Below are 21,090 nucleotides of genomic sequence, written 5' to 3'. Positions count from 1 at the left end.
AAATCTGCGTGCCATCAAACTTTTATTCATATAAAAATGCCGTCAACGGACTCGACGCCACCGCATGCTTATATTGTTGTCCTAACTTGGCTTCAAAAGCTTTTCTACCTGCTATAACCGCTTCTTTAAAAGCTTCAGCCATTAATTTTGGATTTCCGGCTACGGCAATGGCTGTGTTGACCAAGACGGCATCGGCACCTAATTCCATTGCTTTGGCAGCATCAGATGGTGCTCCAATTCCAGCATCAATAATGACAGGAACCTTTGATTGTTCGATAATGATTTCGAGAAAATCAATTGTTTTTAATCCTTTATTGGTTCCAATCGGGGAGCCCAAGGGCATTACTGCTGCCGTTCCAGCATCTTCCAAGCGCTTACACAAGACTGGGTCTGCATGTATATACGGGAGCACAATAAAACCCAGTTTTGCCAATTCTTCCGTTGCACGTAGAGTCTCAATAGCATCCGGCATCAAGTATTTTGGATCGGGATGAATTTCGAGTTTTAACCAATTTGTTTCTAGTGCTTCTCTGGCTAGTTGCGCAGCAAAAATCGCTTCTTTGGCAGTTCGAGCGCCCGAAGTGTTGGGTAATAAATTGATTCTAGGATGTTTTAAATGCGATAATATTGCATCGGTATCGGTTTCTAAATCGATCCGTTTTAAGGCCACAGTCACCAATTCGGACTCGGAGGCTAGGATTGCCTCGGCCATTTGGCTATTCGAACCAAATTTTCCTGTCCCCAAAAATAAACGGGAACTTAGTTCTTTGTTACCAATTTTAAACAAGGACGTATCCATATAATTTTTCGTTTAGTTGTGTGATTAATTTTGTTTTAGAAATACTTTCGGTAATCAATCCAGAGACTGCAATGCCATGAATTCCAGTTGCTATAATTTCGCTTACATCTTCCAATTGGATGCCGCCAATCGCATAAATGGGTGTTTTAATCTGTTGTAGTTTCAGCTGTTCCATGCTATTTTTATAGCCTTCAATTCCCAAGATCGGACTCAATTTATCCTTTGTTTTTGTATATCGAAATGGTCCTAAACCTACATAATCACAACCATTGCTCACGTGCAACAGAATATCTTCAAGGGTATTGGCTGTTCCTCCAATAATTTTACTAGTTCCCAAAATGCTTCTCGCTTCGGGAATTCCCATGTCAGTTAGACCCAAGTGCACACCATCTGCATCCACCTCATGTGCGAGCAGTACAGCGTCGTTGATGATAAAAGTTGCCAAGTATTCGTCGCACAACATTTTTGTAGCTTCTGCTAGTTTTAGCAGTTCGGTAGTCGATTCGGCGGTTTTGAAACGCATTTGAACCCAGTCACAACCGTGGTCCAAAGCTTGGTGGATATTGAACAATTGATCTTCAATTGTAGCACCTTGTGAGATATATTGTAGTCGATTAAGCATGGTGGTTTCCTAATAGTGAGGGGTTAGAGAGTAAAAATTGTTCGATATAATCTTTTGCTTTTTTGCACGATTGTAGTAGATCATGACCCAAAGCTAAATTGGCCGTTATCGCTGCTGATAGTACACAGCCTGAACCATGTTTTTCATAAATAGTATCAATTTTTGGCGAAAGCCTGAAAAATCGGTCTTTGGTATGTAAATAATCTATTCCAAGTTCATTTTGATTATGTCCACCTTTCAATAATACGGCACAGTGTGATGTCAATTGATTGATAATGGAGTTGATTGGAGCAGCATTGCTTCCTAATACCAAAATTTCGTTGTAATTGGGAGTAATCAAGTCTATTTTTCTCAAGATTTCGACCAAGGCTATTCGGTCTTGAATAGCTAGGAAATTGAAACTTGTACTTGAGGTAAGGACGGTGTCCCAAACAATTTTGGTTGTTGGTGATTGTTTTTTTATCAAATCAACAATAGCTTTTAAATATTCGATTGATGGTACAATACCAATTTTGACGGTTTCGATTTTATATTTTTCGAATAAAACAAGTATCGATTCAAGTACCTGCTCAATTGCTACCCACTGAATCGAACTAAAATGCGATTCGGTTTGAATAGTGTTGGCGGTAAGAACGGATAAACCATATACTTTATGTTGTTCGAAAGTTTTGATGTCAGCCAAAACTCCTGCACCGGCAGAAGGGTCAAATCCTGCAATGCTTAGTACGAAAGGACGATTTGTTGGCATAATTTAAATTTTTCAATAGGTTGATTGCTAGTCCAAATGGTGCCCAAAAGAGCAACATCGTTAAACCCAGCTTCTAATGTTTTTTCGATGTTAGAAAATTCGATTCCTCCCAATCCAATTAATTGAGTATTAAAGTTGCTTCTATTTTTAATTTCTTCGAATAAATTGCCTTTTGGATTATAATTTTCTTTCGAAATACTTTCAAAAACAGGACTCAAAAAAGCATAATCAAAATTGGAATCCAGCAAGTTGAAATCCTCAATGTTATGTGTAGAAGTCGATAGGGTGAAACCTCGCGATTTGTATGCACGTAATTCCGTAGAAGTGGTTTCACTTCTTAGCTTTTCAGGAAAATGGATTCTTTTTATCGAATGTGAATCGGCTATATGATGATGACTATGCAAGACCAATTTAGAATGATATTCCAATCCAATAGCTGCAATAAAAACATTCATTTCCTCTTCAGAAAAATCAGGTTTTCGAATATGAAACAACTGCATCCCTGCCTCAAAAAGAGCGTGGATAGTTACTATTTCATTTGGTACTGCTACTGGATTGGAGATAATTATCATACCTTATTTTCAATTTTCCCGTTGCGGGCTAGGGAGATTTAAATATAAATCTCTTTTCCTTGTTCGATGAATTCTTCTGATTTCTCTTGCATTCCTTTTTCTGCTTCGGCAACGTCACGAATTTCTTGTGATATTTTCATAGAGCAAAATTTAGGGCCACACATAGAACAAAAATGCGCTACTTTGGCACCATCGGCAGGTAAGGTTTCATCGTGGAATTCTCTCGCCGTATCTGGATCTAATGACAAGTTGAATTGATCTTCCCAACGGAATTCAAATCTAGCTTTGCTCAGGGCATTGTCTCGGTACTGCGCGCCTGGATGACCTTTGGCCAAATCGGCAGCATGAGCTGAAATTTTATAGGTGATTACACCATCTTTTACGTCTTTTTTATTGGGTAAACCAAGGTGTTCTTTTGGCGTCACATAGCATAACATAGCGCAACCGTACCAACCAATCATTGCTGCTCCAATGGCAGATGTAATGTGGTCGTATCCTGGTGCAATATCAGTTGTTAAGGGACCAAGCGTATAAAAAGGGGCTTCGTCACAATGCTCCAATTGTTTGTCCATGTTTTCCTTGATCATGTGCATAGGTACGTGACCTGGTCCTTCGATAAAAACTTGTACATCATGTTTCCAAGCCACTTTTGTCAATTCGCCCAAAGTCTCCAATTCGGCAAACTGAGCAGCATCATTGGCATCAGCAATAGATCCAGGACGTAAACCATCTCCTAGAGAGAAAGCCACATCATATTGCTTCATGATCTCACAGATTTCTTCAAAATGTGTGTACAAGAAGTTTTCTTTATGGTGAAACAAACACCATTTTGCCATAATTGATCCACCACGAGAAACGATTCCGGTTACGCGGTTGGCAGTCAAATGAATGTAGCGCAAGAGTACACCTGCATGTATCGTGAAGTACGAAACGCCTTGTTCGGCTTGCTCTATTAGTGTATCTCTAAAAACTTCCCAAGTTAAATCTTCGGCAACACCGTTTACTTTTTCTAGGGCTTGATAAATAGGTACGGTTCCAATAGGTACAGGTGAATTACGGATAATCCATTCTCTAGTTTCATGAATATTTTTTCCGGTAGACAAATCCATTATGGTGTCTGCTCCCCAACGGCAGGCCCAAACTGCTTTTTCTACTTCTTCTTCAATAGATGAGGTTACAGCACTGTTACCAATATTAGCATTAATTTTTACTAAGAAATTACGTCCTACGATCATCGGTTCACTTTCTGGGTGGTTGATGTTGTTGGGAATAATAGCTCTACCGCGGGCAATCTCGCTACGTACAAACTCGGGGGTAATTTTTGTTTTAGGAGTGTTGGCACCAAAACTATGTCCGGCGTGTTGGCACTGCATTGCTTTGGTTTGTTGTTCAATTAATTCGATTCGTTGGTTTTCACGAATGGCGATGTATTCCATTTCGGGTGTGATAATTCCTTTTTTTGCATAGTGCAATTGCGATACGTTAGCACCTTTTTTGGCACGCATAGGTTTGTGAAGGTATTCAAATCGAAGGTGATTCAATTTTTCGTCTTCTAGTCGTTCTTTACCGTAATTGGATGTGATCTCTGATAATTCTTCTACATCATTTCGATCCTTAATCCATTGCTCTCTCAAGCGGGGAAGTCCTTTACGAATGTCTATTTCAATATTTGGATCGGTATACGGTCCTGAAGTATCATAAATTGTTACGGGTGGATTTTCTTCTACACCTCCTCTTGAAAGTTTGGTGTCTGATAATTTGATTTCGCGCATGGCGACTTTGATAGGATGAATTTCACCATCAATATACACTTTGGTCGAATTCGGGAAAGGTTGTCTGGAGATTTCTTGTTCGTTTGTCATTTTTTTGTAATTAGATTGGACACGGATTAAACGGATTCGCAAAAGCGAAAACACGGATAAACACAGATTTGTTTTTTAATTAAATTTTATGATGCTAGTTATTGTTCAAGGACTGAAAACTGAAAACTGAGACTGCATAAGCAATTACCCGCCTTGAGTAGCAGAGATAATCAAAATATCGTCAGTTTCGGATAGGAGTAAGTCGACCCAATTGGATTTTGGGATGACGTTGCTGTTTATGGCTACAGCGATGCCGTTTTGTTTTTGCGGAATTTCAATATCGAGCATGGCTTGAATACTTAGGGTATTTGCTTCGAATTGTTTTTTTTGATTGTTGATTTTTAGTTCCATTCCTGTAAAATTTTGTATAAGTTATACTTTAGGAATGGCTACAAGGTACCCAAAAAAGGGACCACGGAAGTCATCTTACTTTTCCCTACGCTAGTATGAACTAGATCAGGTTCAGAGGGTAATTCTCAGCCTACGATAATGTAGACACCCCTAAAGTGTGATACAAATGTAATGTTTTTTTTAGTATTCAGTCACAATTTTTACTATTCCGTTTGTAAAATCACAAAATTAATAGATTTGTAAAATAGTATAACTGAGTATTGGGACTGAAAATTGAGGTCTAATTTCTGCTAGCTGCTACACATAGGGAATATCCGAGCAGTCGTAAAATTAAAATACTGTTATTCATTTTCCTTCTTCACTATCTTCAATTGTAAAAGAAATTCCTGGTTTATCCAAAATTCTATATTCACTATTATGATTAATTTTGTTTTTTTATAATAAGTTGTAGGCTTTAAATAAACACACATTTTAAAGCACCCGCTTATTTAAGTCTTTAATGGTTTAACTATAATATGAAAATGAGTTTTGTGTAGAAATAGCACTATATCGAATAAGATAAAAAAAATCAAATTAAATACAATTGAAATTTTTCACAGACATTCCGTTATATTCATATAAAAACAATTGCTCGCTCGTAGCGATGCGGGATGTTAAACATATAGAAATCATGTACACTTGGTCACTACAAAATAAAGCTGTAATCTTATGTAAATAAACGTCGTCAAAAACATCCCAATATTCTCCTAATGGGTGGAATTTTAAATATAGATGCAGGCCTGAAAAAATTCCCAAAAAAAAATTATAAAGGTTGTAGAATGTGATAGTTGTAAATATTAAGGAGAAAGGTTTAGATGAATTTCAACTACACATTAATAATTATCATCATCATAAGATAGTTCATCCTCATCAAATATTAGGGTATTTTCTTGCGATTTACTTCTTATCTGATATTCTTCACTACAATAAATTTCCATTTTTATATCTTCAAATAGAATAGCAGTATAAAATTCATCTTTATCAAACATAAAGTTTATCAATTTGCCCTCTTCACCTGTAATTTGTAATTTGCCCTCAAAGAAATCAGCTATTTGAGAATACTTTTCAACCCACTCAAATTCTAAATCTGGATTGTTTTTTATTCTGTCAAATCCTTTTAAAACTACGGCTATTTCATCTTGCCGACGATGTAAATCCATTATCTTTTCTAGCTCGTAATAGGTTTGAATGAATACACAAAATCCTTCTCTTGTATGACAAGCGCAAGGAAAAAGGTGTATTGACTTATCTTTTATCCATTTGCTCCATTTTCTACAAGTAGTTTCATTGATTAGAAATTTGAAGTAATTTTCATGTTCTAATAGCCATGACTTTATTATCTCTATTTTAAGAATAGAACCTTCATCATTTAATTCTGCAATGTAATTATTATACTGGCTCATAATATGATTATCAATTTATAGCTATTGCATTGCATTGCTAATTTTAAATCGCAAACCAGAAAATCAATTGTCTCACCCCATTGCATTTTCATTAATTCGCTCATTTATACTAAAAACTTTATGGGTATTTTTATCTTAAAAAAATCGATTAATTCTTGCTTAAATTTTTCTCTTGAAGCAACTGGTTTTTATCTAGTCTGCGTACAAATAGTATATAGGTAAACTGCTCAATAACTGTTAATGGGTTAGAAACTCCACATGTCCATAAAGACTCCCATATTTCATCTACTTATATTTGTCAAATTTTATAATAGGGTTAAAAGTAGTGCTTTTTAGAGAATATTTAAGGTTAAAAATGAAAGTATGGTGGATTTTACTACTTTTAACGTATTGAAATTGAATCCTTTATTTAAACTGCTTGTTTAAAGTTAAGCTGATCTTGAAGAATTGGCAATGTTGTATTGTATATTAATACTATAAAAGATGAATGACTATAAAGAAAAAATTGTTGGATGTTGGAAGAATGATAAAATTGAGTACAAATTTGAAAGCGATGGTGCACTTTCTATTTATTGGGTTCATGCAAACAGTCAAGCTCAAGGAAATTGGAGTATATGGGGTGATGATGAGATAATTTTTAATTATGGTGATGTCAACACTCTACCATGGAATGGGAAGATTAACTATATTACAAATGATGAACTTTCAATAACTGACGAGTATAATGATGTTGGCTCTATTGACATTATGTTTAGAAGTAACAGAATTTCTAAAATAGATTTTGATGCAATAATTTTAACTTTACAACAGTTTGATGTTGAACCAAAAGAAGTAGATGTAAATACTGTAAGTAAATTGCAAAAAGAAGATTTACCTAAAAAAAGTTTGAAAGAAAAAGTGATAGATTTTACAACATCATTTTTTGGAATCGCATTCTTTGTTGTAATTATTGTTGGATTTTTATATTTCTTTTATACAAGCTTTGTAAGAGAGTCGCATGTAATTCAATCTTTTACAGCAGGAATTATTTTTTTAAGTATATCAACATTCATGATATTTCATCACCTTTCGGATGATATTAAGGTTGTGAAATTCACGGATAATTTATTTGTGGTCTTAGTAGTAGCTATAATTACACTACCTCTGCTTTATGTTGCATTGCAGATTTTATTTTTGGTTCTGACGCTATGGTATTTTGTAATTTGTATTGTTGGTATAGTTTGTATTGTAGCTATTTACAATAAAAAGACCTTAAAAAAAATCTATAAGTTCTTAATAATCATGACATTATTGCTTAGTCTATACTTTTTATATGATGCAAAGGGCATTTTAACAATAAATTTTGATGTTCGTTTTGATAATAAAAAAATAGAAAATACAAATAATAGTTAAGGAGCCTCAATAGGTTAAGGCTCCAATTTTTAACTCAAAAACCAACAGTAACTTTCATCACCCATTAGTGCCTTTTGAATGCCTTTGACAAAATCAAAAGCATTCACATTCCTGTCAAGAAAAGTATCTATGTAACTACTTTTATTAGCTTTAGTGAAGAGGTTGTACACATCCCATAAGTTGATGTATCCCTGTTCATCTCTGCTAAAACTAGCATCTTCGTAATAATCTCTTGCTATGGTATTGATATGACCATCAGTAAAATTCACATTAGCAATACAAGCCTTTTTACTTTTTGGTAAATGCTGGTATAACCTTGCTTTACCAATTTATTGAGCAAATTGATGCTCTGAAAGGGAATGACATGCTAATTCTTCCATCTATGATAAATGCTTTTCAACATTGTAGCTATGAACTGAATTTAATATTTTGTCTTGTAACTCTTGCTAAGAAGCTATTTTTATTTCCTCTGTAAAGTCATCAATCCATACGCAAAGAATGCAACACACCTTGTTCTGAAACAGAATGAAAAACTTTAACTTTTCAAATGACTTCTTATTATAGAGCTTTTCTAAATTATAGCTTCTCACCCCTCCAAGTCTCAAGGCTAATTCATTGCCATTACTCGTAGCTAAAACACTAGACACTATAACAATGAAAGCCATTTTTTCAAAGTACTTTGTTTTGTCATGGTCTAGTAATTCCTTAACATTCTTATGTGTAGAATCAGGTATTCTACCTTTGATTTGATGGCTTACTTGAATTTCAGGCTGCTCAAACCTTTGATTTGGGAAAAGTTCAACAGGGCATTTTGAGCGATTTATATGAACTCTTGATGAGCAAAAGTTCTCTCGTTGTCCTTTGGAAATACAGGGATAACACAATCATTCTGTATTGTTATTTAAAAAATCAAAAATAGACCACCTAAAGTAGATGCGGAGTTAGGGATTAAATAGCTTTAAATGATTTTTTTTCTAATTGCTTTATAGAATTAACTGGTTTTTTATCTTCTAAAGTATTGATTTTGTCATCCATATTACTGAAATTTATACTTAAACCTCCATCTAGAGTTATTCTTTGATATGTTTTGTTGCCTGAAAAGGTCACTGATTTCAAAAAATGTAATTGTACTTCTTTCTTGCCTTCATTCCATGTATATGTCACATAGTTCTTGCTTTTAGAGAAAGAATTATTTTCAATAGCTACTTCGACATCAAGTTCAATTGTTTCATTTTTAGTTATATCTTTCATTACTTTGCTGAAATGGTCACTTCCATATCGTACCACGTGTAGTTTTCTACTAGCTTCTTTACCACTCATTATTTCAGGTTGTTCAAAATGTTTTTGAAATTCTTCATTTGATACTTCTTTGTGAATACGAGGAACGTATTTTATTTTAGTATAGGTATTATCTAAATATTGTAGAATTTTAGTAGCAATTATTTCATTTTCTTCTGACTTTATCTTTTTTAAAACTACTGTGGGTTCTCCATATTTTTCTTTAAAAAGATTTAGAATAGATGTGCCATCATAACTGTCTCCAGATAACTTAATTGATTGAAGTAAATTAGTATTAAATTTTAAATCCTTTTTTAATTCAAATGATTGGTTTTTGTAATTCAGCTTAACAGTTGGAGTGCTATCTTGATTGTTTAATTTTTGTGCAACATCAGAAGCCATTCCATAATAAAATTGGTCATACAATCTAATGTTCTTTTTATAAGAAGTGTCTACTTTAACTTCAGGAGTATTTGATTTTACAACAGTATTCTTTTCAACTGGCGCCGTATTGTCTTTGCAGGAAACAGACAGAGTAACTACTATAATTGCTAAATAATTATAAATTTTCATAATTTTAAAATTTTAGGTTAACTCCAATTAAGATAATTTTTGCAACAAACCATTAAACTAACTCTTCCTAGTTTTTCTTTTAAAAAATACGTTTTCTGTTACGATTGCGCTGCATACTCTTCCTAGTTTGTACCATCTACAATTGGCAACAACAGCAAATCTAATTAAACAATTTGTTTTTTAAGCAAAAAGCTACACTTTATTATAAAAATGTAGCTTTTTTTAATTTGAATAGTTTGGACAACTTTATTGGTACGAGTTATAAACTCGCGCTAGCTTTTGAACTTATTTCTGCTTGTAATAGATTGAGAACTGAATATTGAGGTCTAATTTCTAGTCCAACAACTTGCTACATGATCATTGACCATGCCTGTTGCTTGCATGTAGGCATACATAACAGTAGAGCCTACGAACTTAAATCTTCTTTTTTTGAGATCCTTACTAATCGCATCTGAAAGTGGAGTAGTGGCAGGAACATCTTTTAAACTTTGAGGACTATTGATTATTGGTATACCTGATACAAATCCCCAAATATAGTTGGAGAAGGTACCAAAGTCTTTTTGTATTTTTAAAAAAGCTTGTGCATTTGTTACAGCAGAATATACTTTTAATTTGTTTCGAATGATACCCGCATCTTGTAATAAAGCTGCGATTTTTTCATCATCATACAAGGCTATTTTTTTGTAATCGAATTGGTCAAAAGCAGTCCTGAAATTTTCTCTTTTATTGAGGATCGTAATCCAGCTCAAGCCCGCTTGAAAAGTTTCAAGGAGTAGAAATTCAAAAATAGTTTCGTCATCATAAACAGGTTTTCCCCATTCATTGTCATGATACTCCTTGTATATGTCACTTGACAAGCACCAGTTACATCGTTGTTTTTCTTCCATGCTTTCTCTCTTTAGTATTCAAATATACTAAAAACAGAGTTTAGAAAAAGGGTTTGTATGTTCTTAAAAAGTGAAAAGTAAAGTTTTAGCTTATTGTGGTATTCAGCTTGGATAAATTTACTTTTGGTTTGCGGGGTATTTAGAATACCTGCACAAAGGGTCTGATTTGCATTGGTGTAGTACAATGCGAGAGAAAAAAAGAATGGAGTTATGTACTAAAACCATTGGTGCTTTTTCACTAATTTAGGTAATGTTATGCGTTAATCAACAATTTTATTCTGACTTCTAGTAAGTCCAGCATGGAATGTTTGAGCTTGGCTGAAGGTAAAACTGTTATCAGAATTACGAACAGTTGTGGTATTCGCCACTGTTTTTTCGCTAACAACAATTTTCTTGTTTTCTTGAGCTTTTGTGTTATTTGCAATTGTAAGTGCAGCTAACACTAATCCGAATAATACTAAGAATCTTTTCATAATGTTATTGTTTTAATTATTTGTTGATGTAAAATTAGACAATACTATTTCATTTAAAAATTTACTTGTTGAATGGTTTTATATTTCAGATAAACGGCACTTTTTTGGCTTGATATGGCAAAATATAATCACTTTTTTATGTAATAATGAATAGAAATCAAACAATAAAAAAATCCCATTAGCCTGAGCAGATGGGACTTAAACTTTGTTTTCGTTGTGAAGACGGCTTACGTTAAGCAGTTCTTTTTTACCTTTTAACGATAAGATTATTTTTTGTTATTGATCATTTGCATTACATCATAACTTGCTGTATTTACTTAATTTTTGTTAGTAGGTGTATTAGTTAAATTGAGGACTTCCCAATTTCCTTTAGTGTTATATATTATGCATTAATTGGTTTGTGTGAATTTTGTATCCCTATATTTTTGAGCAAAAAAAAATCCCATTAGCGTGTGAGCTAATGGGACTTAATTTTATTCTGTTTAAAAAGGACTATCCTAAAGATACTCTTTTGAAACCAGTGATATCAACGTTGAATGATTTTACGTGATCGCTTACTTTTTTACTATCATCTTTGATGAAGTTTTGATCTAGTAAAGCTTTCTCTTGATCTAAAGTTGTATTGTCAGAGATGAAACGTAGTACTTTACCTGGAACAATTTTATCCCAAATTTGTTCTGGTTTACCTTCTGCTTTTAATTCAGCTTTAGCATCTTCTTCCGCTTGTTTCAATACTTCTTCTGTCAATTGAGAGTAAGAAATATATTTAGGTACATTTTTCAATGTTTTTCCTAAACGTTTTGCTTCTTCATTTTCTTTTTCGATAATAGCGATACGAGCTTCAAGTTCTGAAGCAACGAAAGCAGGATCGAAATCTTTGTAAGATAATGTATCAGCTCCCATAGAAGCTACTTGCATAGAAACATCTTTTGTCAAAATGTCACCATTCTCAACTGGAGTAGAGATTGCTGTTAAAGCAGCAATTTTGTTAACGTGAACATAAGATCCAATATATGCACCTTCTAATATTTCAAAACCACCGATTTCGATTTTTTCACCGATAACACCAGTTTGCTCAATTAGTTTTTCAGCAACAGTCATTCCGTTAAATTCTGAAGCTAAAAAGTCTTCTTTAGAAGAGAAGTTGATTGCTTTTTCAACTAATTCTTTAGCTAAAGCTACGAAAGTTTCGTTTTTACCTACGAAATCTGTTTCACAGTTTAAAGTAATAATAGCGCCTTTAGTTTTGTCTGCATTGATAAAAGAAACAGCAGCTCCTTCACTAGACTCACGGTCAGATCTATTAGCAGCAACTTTTTGTCCTTTTTTTCTAAGGTTTTCAATAGCTTTATCGAAATCTCCTTCAGCTTCAACTAAAGCCTTCTTGCAGTCCATCATTCCAGCACCTGTAGTTTGTCTTAATTTGTTTACGTCTGCAGCAGTTATTGTTGCCATATCTTTGTATGTTTTGAGATTATTTTTTTATGTAAAAAAAGAAATTCCAATCTTAAAATCCCAAATTCCAATTTTATTAAATCATCAATTTATAGTTGACTATTTATATGGAATTTGGAATTTTAGTATTGGAATATACTATTTAATTTATTCTTTAGTTTCAGTTGCAGGTGCAGCAGCAACTGGAGCAGCTGGTGCAACAGTTTCAGCAGCTGGTTTGTCAGCAACTTCACCTTCTTTTTCAGAACCTCTTTCAGAAAGTCCCTCTGTAACTGCAGCAGTTACTAAAGATAGAATTTTGTCAATTGATTTAGAAGCATCATCATTTGCAGGAATAACATAATCTACCTCACGTGGGTCAGAGTTTGTATCAACCATTGCAAAAACTGGAATGTTTAATTTTTGAGCTTCTTTTATTGCGATGTGTTCAGCTTTGATATCTACTACAAATAATGCAGCAGGTAATCTAGACATATCTGCGATTGAACCTAAATTTTTCTCTAATTTAGCACGTAGACGATCAACTTGCAAACGCTCTTTCTTAGAAAGGGTCATGAATGTACCATCTTTCTTCATTTTATCAATAGTAGCCATTTTTTTAACAGCTTTACGGATAGTTACGAAGTTAGTTAGCATTCCACCAGGCCATCTTTCAGTGATGTAAGGCATGTTTGCAGCTTTTGCTTTTTCAGCAACGATGTCTTTTGCTTGTTTTTTGGTAGCAACAAATAATATTTTTCTACCTGATGCAGCAATCTTTTTCATAGCTTCACTAGCTTCTTCGATTTTTGCTGCAGTTTTATATAGATTGATAATGTGAATACCATTACGTTCCATATAAATGTAAGGAGCCATATTTGGATCCCATTTTCTAGTCATGTGTCCAAAATGAACACCTGCTTCTAGTAAGTCTTTTACTTCTACTTTGTTTGACATTTTTTGTTTAGTTTACGTTCTGTTGATTAGCAATGTTCCTCTAGCTTTCGGCCTTTGGCTTCATTTAGATGCTAAACTAATTTCCCGCCTCAACGGGACAACAACAACATTGTTTTTAAATTCAATAAATAAACGAAGTCTTGTACATATCGCACAAGACAGGCAATATTAACGTTTAGAGAATTGGAATCTCTTACGAGCTTTCTTCTGACCGAATTTCTTACGTTCAACCATTCTTGGATCTCTTGTCAATAAACCTTCTGGTTTCAATATCGCTCTGTTTTCTGCATTTACTTCACACATAACGCGTGCCAATGCCATTCTTACAGCTTCTGCTTGACCAGTTGAACCACCTCCGTATACGTTTACTTTTACGTCAAAGTTTGTAGCGTTCTCTGTCATAGACATTGGTTGCAAAACTTTGTACTGTAAAGTAGCTGTAGGGAAGTAAGTTGCGAATTCTTTTTTGTTTACAGTGATTACTCCTGTTCCTTCTGATACATAAACACGTGCAACAGCGGTTTTTCTTCTACCGATTTTGTGAATAACTCCCATTACTTAAGATCGTTTAGGTTAACAGTTCTTGGTTTTTGAGCTCCTTGTTTGTGCTCAGTTCCAACAACTACATTTAAATTTCTGAAAAGTTCAGCTCCTAATTTGTTTTTAGGTAACATCCCTTTTACTGCTTTTTCTACCAAAGTTGCAGGGTTTTTTGCTTGCAATACTTTAGCAGTTAAAGTTCTTTGTCCTCCTGGGTAACCTGTATGACGCATGTAAATTTTGTCATCCATTTTTTTACCTGTAAGGTTGATTTTTTCTGAGTTGATAACAATTACGTTATCTCCACAGTCAACGTGTGGTGTGTAACTTGGCTTGTACTTACCTCTCAAAATCATAGCGACTTTTGAAGCAAGACGTCCTAAGTTATGACCATCTGCATCCACAACAATCCACTCTTTTGTAGAGTTGGCTTTTGTTGCTGAAATTGTCTTGTAGCTTAATGCGTTCACAATAAATAAATTTTAATTAAACATTCCATCCCCATAAAAGGGGTTGCAAAAGTACAATTAATTATTTTAAATACAAATACCTTAAATGATTATTTTATTTATGGTTTTAGCTGATAATCAATTGTCTATTTTCATGTACTCTCTCTTGTCAGGTTTATTTGTGATTTGTATCGCCTTTTTATACATATGTTAATTTTTTAGCCAACTGTTTTTTGCTTTTTTTATGATATTGTTTAATTTATTATCTTGCGAGTTCATACTTTTTTAATCACTACTTTGTCCTTTGACAATTTGTAGTTTTAAAATGTGCTTCGCGTCTTATGTATTATGAGCGATGTAGGTATGAACTATCGACAACTTTGCGTTTTATCGTAAATGGTCAACAAAAATAGCTATCCTTTATATAGTAGGATGTGGTGTTAAGAATTTAAATAATAAAACAATAGTGTTATGAAAGTAAAAGCAACTCTTAAGCAAATTGCAAAAGAACTTAATGTCTCGGTTTCAACAGTTTCAAAGGCACTCAATGATAGTCCTGAAATTAGTGAACTAACTAAAGTTAAAATTAAAGAGTATGCAAAACTTAAAAATTACAAGCCAAACGTAATTGGTTTGAATCTAAAGAACAGAAAAACAAAAACGATTGGTGTTATTATACCTAATATATTGAACTCTTTTTATGCTAAGGTTTTTAGCGGAATCGAAAAAGTAGCCGATAAACAAGGGTATAATGTGATTACCTGCATATCAAATGAGTCAATTGTCAAAGAAGTACACACTTTGGAGATGTTGAGTAACGGTACAATTGATGGTTTTATTTTGTCTGTTTCTGAAGAAGCTCAGAAATTACAAGACTACTCTCATTTTTCTGAAATTATAAATGAAGGTACTCCAATAGTAATGTTTGATCGAATTGCAGAAGAAATCGAATGTGATAAAGTAGTTGTCGACGATTTTGATTCGGCGTTGAATGTGACACAGCATTTAATTAAACTGGGGTGTAAAAACATAGCTTTGATTTCGTCTATCGAAAATCTAAGTGTTGGGAAGTTGCGTATTGAAGGGTATTTGAAGGCTTTGGAACTCAACGGAATTCCGGTGAACGAAAATATTATCTTGCGTACAGATTGTGAGGAGGATATGAAATCTAAAATTGAAGGCGTTTTCGATAATAATACGATAGATGCTGTTTTTGCATTAGAAGAAAATGATTCGGTTGCAGCCTTAAGAGTGGCAATAAAAAAAGGATATAATGTACCCGAAGATTTATCAATTATTGGTTTTGCTGACGGAATATTAGCTTCTAGAAGGTTGTCTCCAAGTTTGACTACAGTTAGTCAACACGGTGTAGAGATAGGGGAGGTTGCTGCAAAATTATTAATTGATCGTTTGGAAAATGACGACGAAATTGAGCCTCCGTTTGAAACGGTAGTAATAAAAACTAAATTGAAAGAAAGAGAGTCTTCGAGAACAAAGAAAAAGAGTGCTCGTAAAAAGTAAATAGCGATTATATAAAATAGTAGAAAACCATTCTTATGATTTAAATAAGAATGGTTTTTTTATTGAATATAAATGAATTATATCTTTGTGAAATCTATATTATGAGTGTAACCTACTGTTATTGTGTGGTTGTTCTCTCGGCTGATACCATCACCTTTTTCGGAAAACTGATTAAGATAACCAACCTGAATATTTGATTGTTTGTTAAAGCGCCACCCTAAAGCTGCTGATAATCTATTTTGATCAAATACATTTGCTCCAACGCGTTCTCCTACATTAACAAAAATTTCATCTGCGACCGCTAGAAATAGCGTATTGTCTTCCATTTTTGCACTTGTTAATGGGACTTGAACTCGAAAACGATATCTAGCTCTGTGTCGTAATTTCCAATAACCTTCTTCGGGATCGTCATATCTTAGGTAGTTGTTGGTTAAGCCTGTTCCGAAATTTTTAAATGACTGACTATATCTTTGTTCCAACCTGAAACGGCTGTCAAAAGAAAAGCGACCTATATCATGATGGTTGATTGCTAACTGTTCCCAAATACGGTGCTCGCTAAAATTGTGATCATTGTATTTTGAAGGGGTTTGTTTAGCAAAGTCTCCATACGCGGATGTTTCAATATGTGCCCATCCAGCAGTTACCATTATTTCCTTGTTTATATGGTAGTCCAATCCAAGTCGCACCATAGTCTGCATAGGGTTTTTGAATCCGTCATTTCTTCTGTTTTGGTATTCTGTGTGAAGTCCCCATTTTTCAGTCAATTTATGATTTCCGTTGTAGCTCAGCCAGCCATTTGTCTGGTTGATTTTGGAGTCATTTTGCGCCCATGACAAGGTCGTTACAGCTAGCAAGAGGCCAATGCCAAGGTTTTTTTTTAAGTTTTTCAAATTGTTAATAGATTTTAAAGGTTTTTTACAAAAATATAACTTACAGTTAATCCCTACTTAACTTATAGTCCTAATTAAATGTTATATTTTTTTAAAATAAAAAAAACCATTCGAGCATTGCTGCAAGAATGGTTTGTATGGGTAGTAACAAATCTAAAATTTTTAATTTAATTATTCTGAGTAAACTGAATACTAAAAACTGTGAGTGAACACTAAAAAATCAATGCGCTTCCAACCAGTTTTCTCCCATTCCTAAATCAACCACCAAAGGAACATCAAGCTTAAAAGCATTTTCCATTTCATGTTTAATCATGGGTTGAATTTTATCTAGTTCATCATTGTGTACATCAAACACAAGCTCATCATGTACTTGAAGTAGCATTTTTGATTTCCAGTTTTCAGTTTTTAGTTTGTTATGAATGTTAATCATCGCAATTTTAATAATATCGGCAGCCGAACCTTGTATAGGTGCATTAACGGCATTACGCTCAGCCCCACCACGTACAATGGCATTTTGTGAATTGATATCTTTTAAGTAACGACGACGGCCTAAAATAGTTTGAACAAAACCATTATCTCTAGCAAAATCAACTTGATCGCTGATATACGATTTCAGTTGTGGGTACGATTTGTAATAGGCTTCAATCAATTCAGCACTTTCAGATCGAGAAAGATTGGTTTGGTTCGAAAGTCCAAAGGCAGATACACCGTATATAATTCCAAAGTTGACTGTCTTGGCATGACTACGTTGTTCCTTAGTAACTTCTTCTAACGGAACATTAAATACTTTGGCAGCTGTTGATTTGTGAATATCTTCATTATTCTTAAAGGCAGCAATCATGTTTTCTTCGCCACTCAAAGCCGCAATCACACGCAATTCAATTTGTGAATAATCGGCAGAAACAAGCTTGTAATTTTCATCGCGAGGTACAAAAGCCTTACGGATCAAACGTCCTCTTTCGGTTCGCACAGGAATATTTTGCAAGTTTGGATTATTCGAACTTAAACGTCCCGTAGCCGCTACCGTTTGCATGTAGTCGGTATGTATGCGTCCTGATTTGGCATCTACTTGGGTAGGCAAAGCATCAATGTATGTGCTTTGTAATTTTACCATTTGGCGCCATTCGAGTATGTCACGTACGATTTCGTTATCATTTGCTAAATAGCTCAAGACTTCTTCGCCAGTTGCATATTGACCTGTTTTGGTTTTCTTTTGTTTCGGCCCTCCAATTTTTAATTTATCGAATAATATATCACCAAGTTGTTTTGGAGAAGCTAAATTGAAAGTCTCTCCAGCGGTTTCGTATATTTTTTGTTCGAAAATGTCAATGTCTTTTTGCATATCAACCGACATGTTTTTCAAGAAAGTGACATCAAGATTGATTCCTTCGGTTTCCATAGCAGCAAGGACAGGAACAAGCGGAATTTCGATTTCGTCAAACAATTTTTGCGTGCCTGTTTTTTCTAGTTCAACTGCAAAAAGCTCTTTTAATTGAAAAGTAACATCGGCATCTTCCGCAGCATATTCCTTGACCTCTTCAATGGCAACGTCGCGCATTGTTTTCTGGTTTTTCCCCTTCTTACCAATCAAGGCTTCAATTGATTTTGGAGAATACTTTAAATAGGTTTCTGCCAAAATATCCATGTTGTGACGCATATCTGGATTGATCAAATAATGAGCAATCATGGTATCAAACAATTTTCCGGCTACCGTTATATTGTAGTTCGCCAAAATCTTTAAATCATATTTTAGATTTTGACCAATTTTTTCGATTTCTGAATTTTCGAAAAAAGGCATAAATTTCGCAGCCAAAACCTGTGCTTCTTCTTGGCTTTCTGGAAACGGAACGTAATATCCTTTTCCTTTCTCCCAAGAGAAAGAGATTCCAACTAGCTCAGCATGCAAAGCATCCAAACCAGTGGTTTCGGTATCAAAACAAACCGAAGTCTGTTTTTGTAAATTTTGTAGCAGCAATTTTATTCCCAAATCGCCTTGCACTATTTGGTAGGAGTGTTCGGTGTTTTCTAACGTACTGTAAAATGACTGGTGCGCTACTTCGGAGTCTTGCCCAGCAGTGGTTGCCGAGAACAAATCAAATTGATCGTCGTTTTTCGGTTGTGGTTTTTTGTATAATCTATCTTCATTTTGGGCAGCTCCTTCTCCTTCTGAGAGAGTTGAGGAAGGCTTTCTAAAAATGGCATCAAATTGTTCTGCCATTCTTCTAAACTCCAACTCATTAAAGAGTTCGTCTGTTTTTTCTACATCAGGAGTTGATAATTCATAATCATCTTCGTTAAATGTGACAGGGCAATCTAGTAGAATAGTAGCCAATCTTTTCGATAAAAGTCCTAATTCTTTATTGGCTTCTATTTTAACTTTTATTGCGCCTTTGAGCTCGTGGGTGTTATCCAGAAGGTTTTCCATCGAGCCGTACTGAGCCAAAAATTTCTTAGCAGTTTTTTCACCCACGCCAGGCAATCCCGGAATATTATCGGCAGCATCACCCATCATTCCCAAAAAGTCAATTACTTGTTCTGGTCTTTCAATCTCAAATTTTGCCAAAACCTCAGGGATACCCCAAATTTCAATCCCGTTACCCATACGAGCAGGCTTGTACATAAAGATGTTTTCAGACACCAATTGAGCAAAATCCTTATCAGGTGTCACCATGAACACTTTATAGTTTTCTTTTTCGGCTTGTTTGGCAATAGTTCCAATCAAATCATCGGCCTCAAAACCCGCCACTTCGATAATCGGAATGTGCATTGCGTTCAATAACGCTTGTATATAAGGTACAGCAATCTTGATCGCTTCGGGAGTTGCATCGCGATTGGCCTTATATTCTGGAAAAAGTTCGTTTCTTAAATCACTTCCACCTTTGTCAAATGCCACCGCCAAATGGTCTGGTTTTTCTCTCTTAATCACATCCATCAACGAATTCATAAATCCCATAATGGCCGAGGTATCCATCCCCTTCGAATTAATTCGTGGGTTTTTGATAAAAGCATAATAGCCTCTAAAGATTAAAGCATAGGCATCGAGTAGAAAAAGACGTTTTTGAGTAGACATAATAAAAATAATTTGACCGTAAAAATAAACAAAGCTTTTTAAAAACAGTCATTTTATCAAGTCATTATTCAAATTCTGCTGAATCATTTGGGCGTGCCACCACCCCAAAAAGAAGCCATGCAGCGTATGTTGATAGGCTTCTTTTTAGGCTGCTGTCGTGCTATACGTTGCAAGTCCTTAACAAGTTCCGCTACCGCTACACTTGTTTGTGGGCTTTTCACTACTATCACTCACGCGGGCGAATGAGGTCGATAGTGACTCTTAACAATACTGTTTTAAGTTAATCTAATCAAGTTTGTCTACCGTAATTACTCTATACGTATAAGAGTTCACGGTAATGCGAATGTTGTTTTCAAAGCTGGAAACATAAAAATTCTTACCCGTTTTGATGTAACCTGATAGTGGAGTATTCTTTAAAATGTTTAATAGATAAACTTCAATCTCCTTATTCGACTTATTGGACTTGAGTTTTTTATTGATTCGTCCATATACAAGTTCGGTATAACAAAGATTAGCAATGATATCGGATTTGTTTTTCTCCATAGAAAAAAAATTAAGCTTTGGTCAAAAACAAAATTTTGATTCCGTTAATAAGCATTTGGACCGCCATCATAATTAGGATCATTCCCATTAAACGTTCAATAGCTTTTAATCCTCTCTCCTTTAGTATACTGTAAATAAAGGGGCCGCATAGTAAAATTAATGCGCTTGCAGACCACGCCAGCAAAACGGCAAAAAACCAATTGATTATAAATTGTGGTTCGTTTTTGGTCATCAATATTAGCATGGCCAAAACGGATGGTCCTGCAATCATAGGGATCGCGATAGGTACAATAAAAGGTTCGCCATCGGCTTGAACGCCCATGATTCCTTCTTCACGAGGAAAAATCAATCTTAAACCAATGATAAGTAATACAATTCCGCCCGAAATGGTAACCGACTCTTGTTGTAAATGTAAAAAGGTCAACATAGCTTGACCACCAAAAAGGAAAATCATAAGAATTCCTAAGGCAATCAATAATTCACGTACAATGATAAAACGTTGTCTTTTAGGAGCTATTCCTTTTAAAACCGATAATAAAATTGGAATGTTCCCAATCGGATCCATTAGAAAAAATAATAAAACCGCTGCTGATAGTATAGAACCTCCTAAGTTATTCATTGCTTATTTGTTTTGCTGTAAAGGCAAATGCCTATAAAGTCTATTTTTTTTGCTTTTTTTGAAGGTCG

Annotated in this window: 22 protein-coding genes, 1 pseudogene and 1 riboswitch; of the genes and pseudogenes, 2 read left to right on the top strand and 21 right to left on the bottom strand. The window is 34.6% G+C overall.

Annotated features, from left to right (window positions below):
• Positions 1-22: 22 nt before the first annotated feature.
• From FFWV33_RS02140 to FFWV33_RS19645, 8 genes are all read right to left on the bottom strand, one after another.
• Positions 23-799, bottom strand: a complete 777-nt coding sequence (locus tag FFWV33_RS02140; RefSeq protein WP_108739373.1) for a thiazole synthase — start codon at positions 797-799, stop codon at positions 23-25.
• The gene (locus FFWV33_RS02135; RefSeq protein WP_108739372.1) at positions 780-1,421 is read right to left on the bottom strand and encodes a thiamine phosphate synthase; all 642 of its coding nucleotides are present in this window, start codon (positions 1,419-1,421) and stop codon (positions 780-782) included. The genes FFWV33_RS02140 and FFWV33_RS02135 overlap by 20 nt, the downstream gene beginning before the upstream one ends.
• Positions 1,414-2,169 (bottom strand): hydroxymethylpyrimidine/phosphomethylpyrimidine kinase, encoded by a 756-nt coding sequence (locus tag FFWV33_RS02130; RefSeq protein ID WP_108739371.1) that lies wholly within the window; start codon positions 2,167-2,169, stop codon positions 1,414-1,416. The genes FFWV33_RS02135 and FFWV33_RS02130 overlap by 8 nt, the downstream gene beginning before the upstream one ends.
• Complete coding sequence (locus FFWV33_RS02125; RefSeq protein ID WP_108739370.1) at positions 2,142-2,741, bottom strand: thiamine phosphate synthase; 600 nt, start codon at positions 2,739-2,741, stop codon at positions 2,142-2,144. Before FFWV33_RS02125 ends, FFWV33_RS02130 begins: the two co-directional genes overlap by 28 nt.
• Before the next feature lie 38 nt (positions 2,742-2,779).
• Complete coding sequence (thiC, locus tag FFWV33_RS02120) at positions 2,780-4,603, bottom strand: phosphomethylpyrimidine synthase ThiC (RefSeq protein ID WP_108739369.1); 1,824 nt, start codon at positions 4,601-4,603, stop codon at positions 2,780-2,782.
• Positions 4,604-4,747: 144 nt separating this feature from the next.
• Complete coding sequence (gene thiS, locus FFWV33_RS02115) at positions 4,748-4,954, bottom strand: sulfur carrier protein ThiS (protein WP_108739368.1); 207 nt, start codon at positions 4,952-4,954, stop codon at positions 4,748-4,750.
• 65 nt (positions 4,955-5,019) lie between these two features.
• Positions 5,020-5,116, bottom strand: a riboswitch (TPP riboswitch).
• A gap of 710 nt (positions 5,117-5,826) precedes the next feature.
• On the bottom strand, positions 5,827-6,396 hold the full coding sequence (locus FFWV33_RS02110) for a hypothetical protein (RefSeq protein WP_108739367.1): 570 nt from the start codon (positions 6,394-6,396) through the stop codon (positions 5,827-5,829).
• Between the two features lie 148 nt (positions 6,397-6,544).
• On the bottom strand, positions 6,545-6,676 hold the full coding sequence (locus FFWV33_RS19645; RefSeq protein ID WP_108742429.1) for a type I restriction-modification system subunit M N-terminal domain-containing protein: 132 nt from the start codon (positions 6,674-6,676) through the stop codon (positions 6,545-6,547).
• 203 nt (positions 6,677-6,879) lie between these two features.
• On the opposite strand from FFWV33_RS19645, the gene FFWV33_RS02100 reads away from it, so the two are divergent.
• Positions 6,880-7,788, top strand: coding sequence for a hypothetical protein (locus FFWV33_RS02100; protein WP_108739366.1), 909 nt, complete (start codon positions 6,880-6,882; stop codon positions 7,786-7,788).
• 29 nt (positions 7,789-7,817) lie between these two features.
• Here the strand turns inward: FFWV33_RS02100 and FFWV33_RS02095 are convergent.
• The 9 genes and pseudogenes from FFWV33_RS02095 to rplM form a co-directional block, all read right to left on the bottom strand.
• A pseudogene (locus tag FFWV33_RS02095) lies at positions 7,818-8,534 on the bottom strand (DUF3871 family protein).
• Between the two features lie 74 nt (positions 8,535-8,608).
• On the bottom strand, positions 8,609-8,665 hold the full coding sequence (locus FFWV33_RS19640) for a hypothetical protein (protein ID WP_281261795.1): 57 nt from the start codon (positions 8,663-8,665) through the stop codon (positions 8,609-8,611).
• A 71-nt stretch (positions 8,666-8,736) separates the two neighbouring features.
• Positions 8,737-9,639 carry a hypothetical protein gene (locus tag FFWV33_RS02090; protein WP_108739365.1) on the bottom strand — a complete coding sequence of 301 codons (903 nt, stop codon included), beginning with the start codon at positions 9,637-9,639 and terminating at the stop codon, positions 8,737-8,739.
• A gap of 326 nt (positions 9,640-9,965) precedes the next feature.
• Positions 9,966-10,526: a DNA-3-methyladenine glycosylase I gene (locus tag FFWV33_RS02085; RefSeq protein WP_108739364.1), complete on the bottom strand. Its 561-nt coding sequence runs from the start codon at positions 10,524-10,526 to the stop codon at positions 9,966-9,968.
• 260 nt (positions 10,527-10,786) lie between these two features.
• Positions 10,787-10,999, bottom strand: a complete 213-nt coding sequence (locus tag FFWV33_RS02080) for a hypothetical protein (protein ID WP_108739363.1) — start codon at positions 10,997-10,999, stop codon at positions 10,787-10,789.
• A 492-nt stretch (positions 11,000-11,491) separates the two neighbouring features.
• Positions 11,492-12,454 carry a translation elongation factor Ts gene (tsf, locus tag FFWV33_RS02075; protein ID WP_108739362.1) on the bottom strand — a complete coding sequence of 321 codons (963 nt, stop codon included), beginning with the start codon at positions 12,452-12,454 and terminating at the stop codon, positions 11,492-11,494.
• A 147-nt stretch (positions 12,455-12,601) separates the two neighbouring features.
• The gene (gene rpsB, locus FFWV33_RS02070) at positions 12,602-13,390 is read right to left on the bottom strand and encodes a 30S ribosomal protein S2 (protein ID WP_108739361.1); all 789 of its coding nucleotides are present in this window, start codon (positions 13,388-13,390) and stop codon (positions 12,602-12,604) included.
• 168 nt (positions 13,391-13,558) lie between these two features.
• A complete protein-coding gene (rpsI, locus tag FFWV33_RS02065; protein ID WP_108739360.1) occupies positions 13,559-13,945 on the bottom strand; it encodes a 30S ribosomal protein S9 in 387 nt (128 codons plus the stop codon).
• Positions 13,945-14,400, bottom strand: a complete 456-nt coding sequence (rplM, locus tag FFWV33_RS02060) for a 50S ribosomal protein L13 (protein ID WP_108739359.1) — start codon at positions 14,398-14,400, stop codon at positions 13,945-13,947. The genes rpsI and rplM overlap by 1 nt, the downstream gene beginning before the upstream one ends.
• A gap of 450 nt (positions 14,401-14,850) precedes the next feature.
• Here rplM and FFWV33_RS02055 point away from each other — a divergent pair, with 450 nt between their 5' ends.
• Positions 14,851-15,900 carry a LacI family DNA-binding transcriptional regulator gene (locus FFWV33_RS02055; protein WP_108739358.1) on the top strand — a complete coding sequence of 350 codons (1,050 nt, stop codon included), beginning with the start codon at positions 14,851-14,853 and terminating at the stop codon, positions 15,898-15,900.
• A gap of 77 nt (positions 15,901-15,977) precedes the next feature.
• Here the strand turns inward: FFWV33_RS02055 and FFWV33_RS02050 are convergent, their stop codons facing one another.
• The 4 genes from FFWV33_RS02050 to FFWV33_RS02035 all read right to left on the bottom strand — a co-directional run bounded on the left by FFWV33_RS02050 (position 15,978) and on the right by FFWV33_RS02035 (position 21,022).
• Positions 15,978-16,790, bottom strand: a complete 813-nt coding sequence (locus tag FFWV33_RS02050; RefSeq protein ID WP_159085959.1) for a DUF2490 domain-containing protein — start codon at positions 16,788-16,790, stop codon at positions 15,978-15,980.
• A gap of 220 nt (positions 16,791-17,010) precedes the next feature.
• The gene (gene polA, locus FFWV33_RS02045; protein ID WP_108739356.1) at positions 17,011-19,860 is read right to left on the bottom strand and encodes a DNA polymerase I; all 2,850 of its coding nucleotides are present in this window, start codon (positions 19,858-19,860) and stop codon (positions 17,011-17,013) included.
• A gap of 285 nt (positions 19,861-20,145) precedes the next feature.
• On the bottom strand, positions 20,146-20,403 hold the full coding sequence (locus FFWV33_RS02040) for a DUF3781 domain-containing protein (protein WP_108739355.1): 258 nt from the start codon (positions 20,401-20,403) through the stop codon (positions 20,146-20,148).
• A gap of 10 nt (positions 20,404-20,413) precedes the next feature.
• Complete coding sequence (locus FFWV33_RS02035) at positions 20,414-21,022, bottom strand: MarC family protein (protein ID WP_108739354.1); 609 nt, start codon at positions 21,020-21,022, stop codon at positions 20,414-20,416.
• Between the last annotated feature and the right edge of the window lie 68 nt (positions 21,023-21,090).

This window comes from Flavobacterium faecale, from assembly GCF_003076455.1.
Lineage (GTDB): Bacteria > Bacteroidota > Bacteroidia > Flavobacteriales > Flavobacteriaceae > Flavobacterium > Flavobacterium faecale.
Note: the sequence above shows the minus strand (reverse complement) of the source record. Positions and strands in the feature narration are given on the sequence as shown.

What these genes read in the sequence shown, in the direction of transcription:
- FFWV33_RS02110 (WP_108739367.1), bottom strand. Translation starts at nt 6,396, where the DNA reads ATGAGCCAGTATAATAATTACATTGCAGAATTAAATGATGAAGGTTCT.
- rpsI (WP_108739360.1), bottom strand. Translation starts at nt 13,945, where the DNA reads ATGGGAGTTATTCACAAAATCGGTAGAAGAAAAACCGCTGTTGCACGT.
- rpsB (WP_108739361.1), bottom strand. Translation starts at nt 13,390, where the DNA reads ATGTCAAACAAAGTAGAAGTAAAAGACTTACTAGAAGCAGGTGTTCAT.
- FFWV33_RS02090 (WP_108739365.1), bottom strand. Translation starts at nt 9,639, where the DNA reads ATGAAAATTTATAATTATTTAGCAATTATAGTAGTTACTCTGTCTGTT.
- FFWV33_RS02130 (WP_108739371.1), bottom strand. Translation starts at nt 2,169, where the DNA reads ATGCCAACAAATCGTCCTTTCGTACTAAGCATTGCAGGATTTGACCCT.
- FFWV33_RS02055 (WP_108739358.1), top strand. Translation starts at nt 14,851, where the DNA reads ATGAAAGTAAAAGCAACTCTTAAGCAAATTGCAAAAGAACTTAATGTC.
- FFWV33_RS02040 (WP_108739355.1), bottom strand. Translation starts at nt 20,403, where the DNA reads ATGGAGAAAAACAAATCCGATATCATTGCTAATCTTTGTTATACCGAA.
- FFWV33_RS02125 (WP_108739370.1), bottom strand. Translation starts at nt 2,741, where the DNA reads ATGATAATTATCTCCAATCCAGTAGCAGTACCAAATGAAATAGTAACT.
- tsf (WP_108739362.1), bottom strand. Translation starts at nt 12,454, where the DNA reads ATGGCAACAATAACTGCTGCAGACGTAAACAAATTAAGACAAACTACA.
- FFWV33_RS02035 (WP_108739354.1), bottom strand. Translation starts at nt 21,022, where the DNA reads ATGAATAACTTAGGAGGTTCTATACTATCAGCAGCGGTTTTATTATTT.
- FFWV33_RS02135 (WP_108739372.1), bottom strand. Translation starts at nt 1,421, where the DNA reads ATGCTTAATCGACTACAATATATCTCACAAGGTGCTACAATTGAAGAT.
- polA (WP_108739356.1), bottom strand. Translation starts at nt 19,860, where the DNA reads ATGTCTACTCAAAAACGTCTTTTTCTACTCGATGCCTATGCTTTAATC.
- thiC (WP_108739369.1), bottom strand. Translation starts at nt 4,603, where the DNA reads ATGACAAACGAACAAGAAATCTCCAGACAACCTTTCCCGAATTCGACC.
- FFWV33_RS02100 (WP_108739366.1), top strand. Translation starts at nt 6,880, where the DNA reads ATGAATGACTATAAAGAAAAAATTGTTGGATGTTGGAAGAATGATAAA.
- FFWV33_RS02140 (WP_108739373.1), bottom strand. Translation starts at nt 799, where the DNA reads ATGGATACGTCCTTGTTTAAAATTGGTAACAAAGAACTAAGTTCCCGT.
- FFWV33_RS02080 (WP_108739363.1), bottom strand. Translation starts at nt 10,999, where the DNA reads ATGAAAAGATTCTTAGTATTATTCGGATTAGTGTTAGCTGCACTTACA.
- thiS (WP_108739368.1), bottom strand. Translation starts at nt 4,954, where the DNA reads ATGGAACTAAAAATCAACAATCAAAAAAAACAATTCGAAGCAAATACC.
- FFWV33_RS02085 (WP_108739364.1), bottom strand. Translation starts at nt 10,526, where the DNA reads ATGGAAGAAAAACAACGATGTAACTGGTGCTTGTCAAGTGACATATAC.